The 12,567-nt window shown below is 56.3% G+C and carries 11 protein-coding genes; 4 read left to right on the forward strand and 7 right to left on the reverse strand.

All coding sequences use genetic code 11. The features are described from left to right. Positions 1 to 17: 17 nt before the first annotated feature. Positions 18 to 1,136: an ROK family transcriptional regulator gene (locus OK412_RS16230; RefSeq protein WP_022625245.1), complete on the reverse strand. Its 1,119-nt coding sequence runs from the start codon at positions 1,134 to 1,136 to the stop codon at positions 18 to 20. A gap of 40 nt (positions 1,137 to 1,176) precedes the next feature. Then, a complete protein-coding gene (locus OK412_RS16235) occupies positions 1,177 to 2,061 on the reverse strand; it encodes a BadF/BadG/BcrA/BcrD ATPase family protein (RefSeq protein WP_033759586.1) in 885 nt (294 codons plus the stop codon). A 270-nt stretch (positions 2,062 to 2,331) separates the two neighbouring features. On the opposite strand from OK412_RS16235, the gene OK412_RS16240 reads away from it, so the two are divergent. Both OK412_RS16240 and OK412_RS16245 read left to right on the forward strand, forming a co-directional pair. After that, on the forward strand, positions 2,332 to 3,489 hold the full coding sequence (locus OK412_RS16240; protein WP_010252054.1) for a Gfo/Idh/MocA family protein: 1,158 nt from the start codon (positions 2,332 to 2,334) through the stop codon (positions 3,487 to 3,489). 215 nt (positions 3,490 to 3,704) lie between these two features. After that, positions 3,705 to 3,914, forward strand: a complete 210-nt coding sequence (locus tag OK412_RS16245) for a hypothetical protein (protein ID WP_124889615.1) — start codon at positions 3,705 to 3,707, stop codon at positions 3,912 to 3,914. A gap of 315 nt (positions 3,915 to 4,229) precedes the next feature. Here OK412_RS16245 and OK412_RS16250 read toward each other — a convergent pair whose 3' ends face one another. After that, positions 4,230 to 5,471 (reverse strand): MFS transporter, encoded by a 1,242-nt coding sequence (locus tag OK412_RS16250; RefSeq protein ID WP_010252060.1) that lies wholly within the window; start codon positions 5,469 to 5,471, stop codon positions 4,230 to 4,232. A 400-nt stretch (positions 5,472 to 5,871) separates the two neighbouring features. Here OK412_RS16250 and OK412_RS16255 point away from each other — a divergent pair, with 400 nt between their 5' ends. Together OK412_RS16255 and OK412_RS16260 are read left to right on the forward strand one after the other, a co-directional pair. After that, positions 5,872 to 6,471: a hypothetical protein gene (locus tag OK412_RS16255; RefSeq protein WP_029519503.1), complete on the forward strand. Its 600-nt coding sequence runs from the start codon at positions 5,872 to 5,874 to the stop codon at positions 6,469 to 6,471. Positions 6,472 to 6,746: 275 nt separating this feature from the next. Beyond that, the gene (locus tag OK412_RS16260; protein WP_010252065.1) at positions 6,747 to 9,137 is read left to right on the forward strand and encodes a glucose/quinate/shikimate family membrane-bound PQQ-dependent dehydrogenase; all 2,391 of its coding nucleotides are present in this window, start codon (positions 6,747 to 6,749) and stop codon (positions 9,135 to 9,137) included. Between the two features lie 55 nt (positions 9,138 to 9,192). On the opposite strand, the gene OK412_RS16265 is transcribed toward OK412_RS16260, so the two are convergent. The 4 genes from OK412_RS16265 to OK412_RS16280 all read right to left on the reverse strand — a co-directional run bounded on the left by OK412_RS16265 (position 9,193) and on the right by OK412_RS16280 (position 12,452). After that, positions 9,193 to 10,398, reverse strand: coding sequence for an MFS transporter (locus OK412_RS16265; protein ID WP_010252067.1), 1,206 nt, complete (start codon positions 10,396 to 10,398; stop codon positions 9,193 to 9,195). Positions 10,399 to 10,508: 110 nt separating this feature from the next. Continuing rightward, positions 10,509 to 11,405: a LysR family transcriptional regulator gene (locus OK412_RS16270; RefSeq protein ID WP_010252069.1), complete on the reverse strand. Its 897-nt coding sequence runs from the start codon at positions 11,403 to 11,405 to the stop codon at positions 10,509 to 10,511. Positions 11,406 to 11,575: 170 nt separating this feature from the next. Next, on the reverse strand, positions 11,576 to 11,944 hold the full coding sequence (locus OK412_RS16275) for a helix-turn-helix domain-containing protein (RefSeq protein ID WP_009092546.1): 369 nt from the start codon (positions 11,942 to 11,944) through the stop codon (positions 11,576 to 11,578). A gap of 241 nt (positions 11,945 to 12,185) precedes the next feature. Further along, positions 12,186 to 12,452 carry a hypothetical protein gene (locus OK412_RS16280; protein WP_010252074.1) on the reverse strand — a complete coding sequence of 89 codons (267 nt, stop codon included), beginning with the start codon at positions 12,450 to 12,452 and terminating at the stop codon, positions 12,186 to 12,188. Between the last annotated feature and the right edge of the window lie 115 nt (positions 12,453 to 12,567).

The raw sequence follows: 12,567 nt of genomic DNA on the forward strand, positions 1-12,567 counted from the left end.
TTTATTGGAGGGATAACTCAGGTGACCGGCTCTTCATCGGCCTGCGCCGCCAGCAGATCAAGCAGCCGGTTGACGGCAAAACCCGCCGCGCCCAGCGCCCACATGCGGTTCGATTCAGTCAGGAACTGCAGCGGCGTCATGTGCGGCGTCAGTTTAAGCCGGTAGGCCTGGAAGCTCTGGGTAATGTGATCGAGCAGAATGCGTGACGCCATGTGCGGCTCCATCGCCAGATAAACCACATCCGGATCGTAAGCCACCGACAGGTTCGCCAGTGAAATTCCCAGCTCGCGTCCTGCCTCTTCCAGCACCGCCAGCACCTCGGGCGTTGGCCGCTGATCCAGCGCCTGCAACGTGAGGCCTTCCACCGGCTCCTGGTCAGCAAGCCGTTGCAGAATGGCGCGCGATGAGGCGACATCTTCCAGCAGACGCAGTGAGCCGTCGCCCACCAGCCCGTTGCCAATCTCTCCCGCCTTGCCGTGACGACCGCGGTAGAGCTGACGATTCAGAATGATGCCCGCCCCGATCCCTTTGCCATAGGTGGCGATCACCGCCGACTGCGCGTTGCCGAGCTGACCAAATACCAGCGCCGCCATTGCCATGGCGTTGGCGTCATTCTCGATAAACACCGGCAGCGAGAAACGCTCTTCCAGCAGGCGCGCAATCGGGACGTTGTCCCAGTCGAGCACTTTGGAGCGGATACAGTAGCCGTTTTCGGCATCGACCAATCCCGACAAGGCCAGGCCAATGGCGCCCACCCGCTTCTCCTCAACGCCGCGCAGGAATTTCGCCAGTGCATCGCCGAGCTGGCGCGGTGTCAGCGTGCCTTTCGGCATCTGCTGTTCGCCCAGCAGATTGCCGCTGAGATCGGTCATGACGATCAGGTTGCGTTCTGCATTGAGCTGAATGCCAATCACGCTGGCGCGATCGGGATTGAGCCCAAGCAGCGTTTTTGGCCGCCCCATCGACACGCGACGCAGCCCCAGCTCCTGCACGATTTCCTGCGCCAGCAGGCGATTAGTCGCCTGCGACACGGTCGACATGCTCAGTCCGCTACGAACTTTCAGGTCTGACTGGCTGATCGGCGCATTTTCAACAATCAACCGCAGAATGCGCGCGGTTACGTTGGGAGCGGTCATAAATTCCTCGGGTTATCTGGCTGAGGATGCTCAGCCAGCTTCAGATCGGTAATCGGGCAGGCGTCAGCTGCTGCGCCAGTATCAGCGCCCCGCTCAGGGCATCGCCCTGCGGCGTCACCAGCCGGGCCTGAATATCGTCATCCAGCCAGCGCTGAATCGGCGTGGCCAGTCCCCCCATCAGCGCCACGGGTCCGCTGCTCAGGGCAGTCAGACGGCGGACCATCAGGCCGATATCGGCTGCGGTCTGATGCAGCAGATCCTGTGCATGACCATCGCCCGCGTCGGCGGCCGCAAAAATCTGTGGCACCACGCGGGCCCAGTCTGCAGGCGTCGCTGAGCGCGTCCAGAGCAGCATGGTTTCCGGACTGTGGTCGAACTGCGCCATCAGCTGCCGGGTAAGAGCGCTCTGGGTAATAATCGCTTCATGGGCCAGCAGCGCCAGCCGCAGCGCACGACGGCCCAGCTCAGCGCCCGATCCCTGGTCAGACAAGGCAAAGCCCCAGCCGCCAAGCAGCGTAAACTGTTCGCCATCCCACGCGGCTCCCTGACTGCCGGTGCCGATAATAAAGACGGCGCCAGGTGCGCCGCCATGGGCGCCCGCACAGGCGATCTCCACATCGCTGACCACCTGTAACGCCGCGCAGGCAGGTTGCCAGCTGGCGAGCCGCGCCTGTACCGAGGTGACGTTCGCACCGGCTAATCCGGCCACCAGCGCGGTTTGCGTCAGCGCCTCCGGGGCTAATCCCGCCTGTGACAATACCCGTTCGATCAGCTGCCCGACGCAGGTCAGTGCCGCGTCATAGTCTGACCAGACGTTGGCAGGCCCGCCGGTGGCTTCCGCCAGGATGCGACCCTGCAGGTCGGTTAACCGCGCGCGACACTGTGTACCGCCGCCATCAATGCCCAGAAGATAGTGTGGTTGCACGCGCTTCCTTCCCTGATTAAGGGTTATAGCCATAATGAGCGAACGATAGGATAAAAAAACTTAAATCGCAATAACAAATAAATATAGCAAAATCATATCTGAATTTTCTTGTTATTTTACATCGTCATAACAAAAACCCCCTCGCAAAATGCGCAGTGCGTTATTGACATTAGTTTTTCTGTCGTAATAAGTTGGTGGTCAGATTATCAACAGGCGCGCCCGATCACAGGCGGGCTATGCATCATGCGATTTCAGGAGCAGGGGTTTAACATGAAAGTAGGCATTATCGGTCTCGGCTTTCGACTGTCCCACGTGATCAAAGAGTTCAGCAAAGCCGACGACGCCTTCTCGGTAGTGGGTTATTACGATCCGGCACCCGCCGGACTGCCTAATCTGCACAGCTTTGGTATCGCGCCCGGCCAGGCCTTTGCGTCAATCGATGCTCTGCTGGAACATGGCGGAATGGATGTCGTGCTGGTTGGCTCTCCCAACTTTCTGCATCTGGAGCATGTGGGTCAGGCGCTGGCAGCGGGTTACACGGTGTTTACCGAAAAGCCGGTGGTGATCAATGAAGAGCAGACCATGGAGATGGCGAAGCTGGTGCGTCAGTATGGCGAAGCGCGCATTCTGGTCGGCCTGGTACTGCGCTATTCCCCGCTCTATCACGATCTGCTGGCGGCACGCGATGCGGGTCAGTTGGGTGAGATCACCTCGATTGAGGCGACAGAACATATCAAGCCTTATCACGGCGCATTCTTTCAGCGCGACTGGCGCCGTCTGGAGAAATATGCCGGTCCGTACATTCTGGAAAAATGCTGTCACGACATCGATCTCTATCAGGGGCTGTTGCAGGAGCGCCCGATCCGCGTCGCCAGCTTTGGTGGCCGGAAATCCTTTACTCCCGCTCATGCGCCGCAGGGAGCTATCACCGCTGACTCAGAACTTTATCACGTGAAGCCCAGCGGCTGGTCGAGCACCGATGCGGTGTTCGACAGCGATGCCGATATTGTCGACTACCAGACAGCCCTGATTGAGTACGAAGGCGGCGCGACGCTGGCCTTCCACGCCAATCTGAATGTGCCGGATGAGTTCCGCCGTTTCTGTGTCATGGGCACCGACGGCATGGCGGAAGGCGACTTCGTGCGCAACTACTTCCGCGTACACAACGCACGCAGCGGCGAGAAAGAGGTCGATACCGCCTACAGTGGCAATGCGTATGATGGCCATTACGGCGCAGATGCGTTGATGGCTGAAGAGATCGTTAAACATATTAAACAGGGAACACCGCTGAAAGTTTCAGTAGTGGACGCGCTGGAAGCGGGCCTCACGGCAATTAAAATCGATGAGGCTCGTAAAACCCGCAGCGTAGTGGACATGCGTGAAAGCTGGCTAACATTTGACGCCAACCTGGGAAAAACCGGGGCCTGATGGCCCCAGCCTGCGGGTCGGCCTCCCCCTCTGACCCCAGGATTTTAATGGCAGTATGACTGGTAACTTCCTGTACTGGCCTTCGGGCCAGTGACAATATTGAGGTTGAGCTGGCTCGGGAAACCGTTGCCAGCGACAACTCAACCGCACCCTCTCCAGCCCTCTTCTCCGAAGGCATATTTGATTAAATGGCCCCCTGCTGGAGGCAGCGCTTAATGAAGGTTTTTTTCATTCCGGGCGCAGACCGAGGGGCGCTGGCAGTGAAGATACTCATACAGCAGCAGCATTCCTACCGGGTTATCCTCCAGATTTTCGAAATCAACGTGAGTTTTTTCCAGAAGATATTTTCTCAGGGCGCTAACCGGGATGTTTTTATGGGAAGCCAGCGCCCGGCACAGCTGCGCCACGATCTCGCACTTTACTGAATACGGCACATCAGGATTATAAATTTCCGGAATGGAGTGAGTCTGATTCATAACGGTACCCTCTATAAGCGCTTAAGCTGACTGAGGAGGCCACAGGCCTGCCGATGAGAGATAAGTTATAGCAAGGAACGCGTTTTCGTGTAAATCAGGAACGTTTTGAAAGGCGTCACGGAGCTTTGCGTTCGTCCGGTTTGCGTCTCAGTCAGAGGCAACTTACATACTCACAGCGAATGGATGGCGCTTTTGCGCAAGGCATAGGCTCCCTGAGATTGCACTCAATTCTACAACCGCATCTGCCTCACCAACCTCGGTTGTTCAAACCGGATCCACCTCATTCTCCAGCTTCTGACGCCGTCGCAGATGCGGAAACAACTTCATCCACAGCGCCACCACCACCAGCGTACCGATGCCGCCAATCGCCGCCGCCGGTGCCGCACCCATCCAGGCCGCCAGCAACCCCGACTCAAACTCGCCCAGCTGATTCGACGTATTAATGAAAATCGCGTTAACCGCATTCACCCGACCACGCATGGTATCCGGCGTATCCAGCTGCACCAGCGCGCCCCGGATCACCATACTCACCATATCAAAGCCACCCAGCGCACAGAGCGCCACCAGCGACAGCCATAACTGCGTGGAAAGCGCGAACACCAGCGTGGCAACGCCAAAGCCCGCCACCGAGCCAAACATAATCATCCCGACATGCTTCTCCAGCTTGTGACGGCTCAGCCAGATGCCCACCAGCAATGCTCCCACCGACGGTGCGCCGCGCAACATCCCCAACCCCCAGGGCCCGGTATGCAGAATATCTTTGGCAAAAATCGGCAGCAGCGCCGTTGCACCGCCCAAAAGCACCGCAAACAGATCGAGCGAAATTACCCCAAGTACATCTTTGCGCTCACGGATAAAGTGAATCCCGGCAAACAGATTCTTCATATTCATCGGCAGACGAGCCTGCACCGGGCGTTCATAACGCAACAGACTCACCAGCGTCAGCGAAACCAGATAAAATAGCCCGGAAACGCCATACACCACATGCGGCCCGGCGACATAAAGCAGCCCGCCAATCGTCGGCCCGACGATAACCGCTGCCTGACCGCCCACGGAGTTCATCGCCATCGCACGCGCCAGAATCGAAGGCGGCACCAGCGACGGCAGCATTGAAGACATCGCAGGCCACTCCAGCGCTTTCGCCACCGCAATCATAAACACCAGCCCCCACAACGCGGTCTTATCGGGGGTATGGAATAAGGTAAGCACCACTAATGCCAGCAGTGCGGCAAATTCCACCAGCTGACCCAACAGCACGATCCGCCGCCGGTCATATTGATCCGCCAGATGACCCGCTGGCAGCGCCAGCAACACCGACGGCAGAAACTGCATTAAGCCAATCATCCCTAACGCCATCGCGCTGTTGGTCAGCGCATAGATCTGCCAGCTGATTGCGACCGAGAACATCTGAAAACCAAATGATGAACAGGTACGCGCCACCCAGAAGGCGACAAATGTCCGATGTCGCCACAGCGACTCTTCCGCCGCCGATGCCATAAATCCCATGTCTTATCCCAAATCAGGTGAGGAAACCCGCGTCGTTGCGCGGTGTTATTGGTGTGGTGATTGTCGGCTTCACGATAGCAGACCGGATGCGAGCAGAAGGCCTGCGGCTCCAGCGCTGCCTCCCTGTGCGATAAGCAGCGTCCCTGTCCGGCCGAGGCGCGTCAGACCCCTCATGATTATTACCAGCCTATTGGTCCCGACTATTGAATATATTCCAGCACATCATCAGACGCCAAAGGAATTATCGTTTCTTTGCTAACAGGTTTATTTACTTTCTCCGGCAACAAAAGGATGATTTGGATTAAGCATGTGATCTATATTTATTCACGCGTTTAGAAAAATGCGACTTTTTATATGCTTAATTAACAAAAAATCCTTTCTATTGAATTTCATAGAGATAATGAAAAACAGTTTATATAACCCCTATGTTACTGAACCAATCCATCACGTTAAGCGTAATGTCACTGGCATTTGCTATAGCGTGCCTTATCTTCAGCAAAACCAGGATAGCGGAAATATACTTAATACAAACAACATTATTTCATTACACAATCAAATTGCTACTGAAGCAGCATTAATGGTTGTGCCGGTGGAAGATATTCGATTACGGGGAATGATCGCGGTTCCGGATGCCTATACGCATTTACAAAATGCGCGTGTCCGGATTGGCATTAATTATTCCAGTCTGGCAGCACATAGTACGTCACTGCTTGAATTAACAAAGAAATTTGATTTCTGGCTTTATGATTTTGCGCCACCGGGTGCAGACTGGCGACTACTGGAATCATTTCCTTTTTCAGGGATTGTTTTAACCGAATCTTTCTTTAATGATAATTATGAGAAGTTTACCTTTCCCTTTTTTATGGCGACGTTTCGTGAAAAAGGGGCAGAGGTAATCGTACGAAGTCATACGCCGCCCTTAACCGCTGAGCAGTTTGCTGAGATAAATATCAGCGGCTGGCAACAGCAACGCTCGGACGGCGATCTTATTAGCTGCTGATTCACAAATCCTGCCTTCCGGCGTTAAGGGCACACGGCGGTGCGCTTAACGTCCTTTAATCCCCCATAAAATGTCGTTTTATTCCAGTTGTTAAGCGGTTTAAGCCAAAAAAATCAAACCTCGATCTGATTTTGCTATAACATTTAACACAAAGGGATCGTCTGTCTTAACGGAAGAGATACTTCAGAACACCCTAATCATTTGTACTTGATAACTGGAAACAGCCTATCTGGTTGTTTTCGTGTGTTTTATGGCAACGAAACGAGGTCGATATTATGGGGAAAAACTCCTCATCTTTTGGCGTAATTCGTTTCCTGACGGTGCTGTTCGCAGTGCTGACGGGCGCGTTTATGCTGATTGGCGGTGGCTGGTTAGCCGCCATTGGTGGTTCCTGGTATTACGTTTTTGGCGGTGTGGTGATGCTTATCACCGCTTATCTGCTTTCCCGTCGTAAAAGCACTGCGCTGGTTCTCTATGCGCTGCTGCTGATCGGCACCCTGATCTGGGGTGTATGGGAAGTGGGCACCGACTTCTGGGCACTGGCACCACGCACCGATGTGCTGGTGATCTTCGGTGTCTGGCTGATCCTGCCGTTTGTTTATCGCAGCTTCAACGCGGGCAGCAAAGCCGCGCTGGGTACCATGGCTGTGGCGCTGATTGCCAGTGCCATTGTGCTGGCCTATGCGGTATTCAACGATCCGCAGGTCATCAACGGGTCAGTACCAGAAACCGCTGACAACGCCCCGCAGGCTGCGCCGCTGAGCAACATCCCGGACGCTGACTGGCCCGCTTATGCGCGCGATCAGCAGGGAACCCGTTTCTCTCCGCTGAAGCAGATTAATCACCAGAACGTGAAAGAGTTGCAGGTTGCCTGGCAGTTCCAGACTGGCGACATGAAAACCCCTAACGATCCGGGTGAAATTACCGACGAAGTTACGCCGATTAAAATCCGCGACACGCTTTATCTCTGTTCGCCACACCAGATCCTGTTTGCACTGGATGCGGCCACCGGTAAGCAGAAGTGGAAATTTGATCCGGGCATGAAGGTCAACCCGACCTTCCAGCACGTGACCTGTCGCGGTGTTTCTTACCATGAAGTGCCGGCAGCCGCCGATGCAGCGAACACTCAGCCTGCGCTGTGTTCACGTCGTATCTATCTGCCGGTCAACGATGGTCGTCTGTTTGCACTGGACGCAGAGACCGGCGAACGCTGCCCGGCATTTGGCGTCAACGGCGAGCTGGATCTGCAACACAAACAGCCTGTCACCACTGCGGGTCAGTATGAGCCGACCTCACCGCCGGTGATTACTAACACCACCATCGTGATGGCGGGTGCGGTTACCGATAACTACTCAACCCGCGAGCCGTCAGGCGTGATTCGTGGCTTTGATGTGAATACCGGCAAACTGCTGTGGGTGTTTGATCCAGGCGCAAAAGATCCTAATGCCATTCCGGCTGATGAACACACCTTCACCATGAACTCTCCGAACTCATGGGCACCGGCAGTTTACGATCCGAAACTGGATACCGTTTACCTGCCGATGGGCGTGAGCACACCGGATATCTGGGGCGGTAACCGCACACCAGAGCAGGAGCGTTATGCAAGCAGCGTGCTGGCCCTGAACGCCACCACCGGTAAGCTGGTCTGGTCTTATCAGACTGTGCATCACGATCTGTGGGATATGGATCTGCCGTCGCAGCCTACGCTGGCTGACATCACCGATAAAGATGGCAACACCGTACCGGTTGTCTACGCGCCAGCGAAAACCGGCAACATCTTTGTACTGGATCGCCGTACCGGCAAGCCAGTCGTGCCTGCGCCAGAAACGCCAGTGCCACAGGGTGCTGCTAAAGGCGATCACGTTGCCGCCACTCAGCCCTACTCTGAGCTGACCTTCCGTCCGAAACAGAATCTCACGGACAAGGATATGTGGGGCGCAACGATGTTTGACCAACTGGTGTGCCGCGTGATCTTCAAGCGCCTGCGCTATGAAGGTCCGTTCACCCCGCCATCTGAGCAGGGTACGCTGGTGTTCCCGGGTAACCTCGGTATGTTCGAATGGGGCGGCATCGCAGTTGATCCTCATCGTCAGATCGCGATTGCTAACCCAATGGCGCTGCCGTTTGTCTCTAAGCTGATTCCACGTGGCCCAGGCAACCCGATTGAGCCGCCGAAAGGCGCTGAAGGTGGTTCAGGTACTGAAACCGGTATTCAGCCTCAGTATGGCGTGCCGTATGGCGTCGAGCTGAACCCGTTCCTGTCACCGTTTGGTCTGCCATGCAAACAGCCTGCCTGGGGTTACATCTCCGCGGTGGATCTGAAGACCAACAACGTGGTGTGGAAACAGCGTATCGGTACCGTTCGCGATAGCGCACCGGTTCCGCTGCCGTTCAAAATGGGTATGCCGATGCTGGGTGGTCCTATCACCACCGCAGGTAAGGTGTTCTTCATTGGTGCGACCGCAGATAACTACCTGCGTGCTTTCAGCACTGATACCGGCGAACTGTTATGGCAGGCACGTCTGCCAGCAGGCGGCCAGGCGACACCAATGACCTATGAAGTGGATGGCAAGCAGTACGTTGTCATCGCGGCAGGGGGTCACGGCTCGTTTGGTACCAGGCTGGGCGATTATGTCATTGCCTACGCGCTGCCAGACCAGAAGTAATTCACGCAGCTGTGAATAAACTAAGGCGGACTCCGGTCCGCCTTTTTTGATCGCACTACTTTTTCATGCCACGCCAGTTGAGCCAGGCGCAAAACAGCATCACCACGCAGGTTGCCAGAAACACCGGCCGCATCCCGAATGCACCGCCCACCAGCCCACCGAACAGCGGCCCGCTGACCTGGCCGATATATTGTGCCGATGTCGAATATCCCAGCATCCGCCCAACCTGTGAGCCCGGCACGTTATGACGAATAATCGCCGTGATGCACGGCATCAACCCGCCCAGCGCCATTCCCATCAGAAAACGCAGCAGCACCAGTTGCCAGGCCGCCGTGATAAATGCCTGGGGAATCAGCAGCAGCCCGCTAACGACTAAACCGCCGGTCAGCACCCGCCAGTGCCCTACCCGATCGGCCAGCCGACCCAGTCGTGGTGCCGCCAGGACCGTGCCCAGCGCCGCCGCGGACATCACCAGTCCGGCTATCAGGGTGATCTGGTGGTCGCCCTGCACAAACTCGCCTACGTAAAGCGTAATAATCGGCTCAATCGACATGCTGGCGAAGATCAGCAACATGCCAGAGAGCCACATCAGCCGTATCAGGCTGTGATTAACCGGCCCGGCTTCAGGATGCGGTTGCTGGCTGGCGCGCGATGTAGCGGGAGCACGTGGCTGCTCTTTGAGTAAAAAGGTGGTGGCGAGGAAGGCGAGAAAAATCACGGCACCGGTCAACCAGAAAGTCTGACGAATCCCGATCAGTGGCGGTAACACACCGCCCAGCAGCGGCCCGACCACGTTGCCGGCCATAATGCCGGAGGACAACACCCCCAGCGCCCAGCCGGTCTGCGCTTTCGGCGTTTGCGCCGCCACCAGAATGGTCGAGCCCGACGCGTAGCCGCCCAGCAGCCCCGCCAGCAGGCGCAGCGCCACCAGTTGCCACGGCGCGGTCGCCATGCCAATCAGCGACATCGCAATCGCCATCCCGAGACTGGCCCGAATCAGCATCAGCTTACGACCATAGCGGTCAGCCAGCCTGCCCCACAACGGCGCCGTCAGTGCGGCGCTGAAAAAGGTCGCGCCGTAGGCAAGGCCGGACCAGCGGGCGATAGCGGCAGGCTGCTCAACGCCGAGTTGCTGAACATAGAGCGGCAGGAACGGCAGCAGCAGCGTCATCGCCACGATAGTGGTAAAAGAGCCGACGACGCAGACCCCTAAGTTACGTCGCCAGTGCTGAAACTCTGCAGTTTCGGGTGACTGTTGCATGATGATATCCGGTGAGTAATCAGGGATACAGGCTAACCGGCGTAGCGGAGTAACAACAGTCGCGGCGGGATAGTTACTCTGTGGCGCTGATTGTTGTCAGTAGGCAACAATCAGCCTGTATTCAGCGCCGCAACCAGGGCATCGCACAGCAGCGTCACGGGCGACGCCGGTTCAGGCGTGTCGTGCAGCAGCAGATAACTTTGCAGACGATCCATCTGCCACTCCGGCAGCAGTTGCTGAATATCACCGCGCGCCATCGCCTCCTGGGCCATGTAGGAGGGCAGATAGGCGATGCCGCTCCCCGCCAGTGCCGCATTGAGCAGCGCCATACTGTTATTGGCGCGAAAACGGCTGCGTACATCCAGTGCCAGCCGCTGTTTATCACGGCGGAACGGCAGTGCGGCGGTGTGCGCCGGACCATGAAACAGCAGCAGGTCGTGGCGTGGCAGCATCTCAGGATGTGTGATAGCGGGCCGCTGCGCCAGGTAGGCGGGCGCGGCATAGAGCCCCCACTCGATTTCGCTCAGTACCCGAAAATTGCCCTGCTGTGGCGATCGGGATCGGATCACAATCGCCAGATCCGCCTGATCATCCAGCCGATCGTGACTGCGATCGGTCAGATCAAGATCGACATTGATATGCAGATGCCGACGCAGAAAGCGATTAAGGACAGGGACTACGCACTGGCAGCCGAACGTAACGGGTGCCTGCAGCCTGACATGGCCGGCGGGCTGCTGATGCACCTGCTGCACAAAGGCTTCGGCGCGCTGCACTTCGGCCAGCATCCGCACACAGTAGGGATAGTACGCCTGGCCCAGCTCGGTCAGCGCCAGCCGCCGGGTGGTGCGTTGCAGCAGCCGGATACCGAGCCGCAGCTCCAGACGGGCGATCTCCCGGCTGACATGGGATTTGGACAAGCCGAGTGCGCGTGCCGCCTCACTGAAACTCTGTAATTCCACAACCCGTGCAAATACCAACATGGCGGTTAAATTCGCGCCGTTTTCCATGTTTCCCGACTCCGACAGTAAAGGGATGCTGGCAACAAACTAACACGTTCGGGCGGGGTCACTGTGGCTGATGGGTAAAAAAAGGCGAGGCGAAGAACACGTGGAGAGAAGCGCAAAGCGCGGGCCGACCTTCCCGTCCGCAGGCTGTGACGGGAAGGTCTTATCAGGCATCAGCTGGCCATCGCCAGAGGGAATAGCAGCCGATCCGGCTCGACGCGACGCTGACGGCGCAACTGGCCAGGCGTCACCATAAAGTAGTTTTTAAACGTGCGGGTATAGGCCTGCTGGGTATCAAAGCCATAGTTCATCGCCACCTGCAGTATCGCTTCGTTGCTGCTCAGCAACGTGAGCGCAGACTCGGTTAAACGGCGCTGACGGATATATTCTGCCAGTGAAAAGCCGGTATGCTGGCGAAACAGCCGTTGCAGATGCCAGCGCGAATAGCCCGAGCGGCGCGCCACCTCATCCAGATGCAGATCGTGTCCTAAGTTGTTCTCAATCCAGTCCAGCAAACTCCGAATAAACTCGCGCTGATTCATGGTTCCTCCTGTTGATGCTGATGTGCAGTGGAGCCACTCTACCCGCTAAAATTTATCCCTTAATTAGCAGAAAATTAGCGCAGAATTAGCAACGGCGGAAACGGAGGCGGGATCGCGCGGCCAGCGGGGCTTTAGTGTGAAAGTTCGTGAAGAGATTGCTGCTGAAAAAAGGCAGAAGATAAAAACGCTGAGTCAGACAAATTTATTTCTGCATCATAAGTGACGGGGGCATTCAGCCCTGTCAGGCGTCAACATGTTTGAGATATCGCTGATATTCCTGAGCCAGAAAATCAACGCCTTCCTTTCGGGTGACATAATCAACATCAATTGAGGTTATGGATGTTACATCAGGCTGATCAGGATAAAGATGCAGGTAGGTCAGATACCAGTACATAACAGCCTGACCGCCTACAGTAATAACCGGTGACGGAAGTTGTCCGGCGTTATCAATAAGATAACGGTTAAGTTTAAGGATCTGTTCTTCTGGAGGAATAGCGTGCAATGTCATAAAAAAAGCCCACCTGTATGATGAGATTATTTTACTACCTGGCTGATTTCAGCACGGCGTGACATCAGAAAAATGCGAGGCTGCGTCCACTTTTTGCAGGCACAATACCCTGAGG

Origin of the sequence: Pantoea sp. JV6 (genome assembly GCF_025910055.1) — a bacterium.
Classification (GTDB): Bacteria; Pseudomonadota; Gammaproteobacteria; order Enterobacterales; family Enterobacteriaceae; genus Pantoea; species Pantoea agglomerans.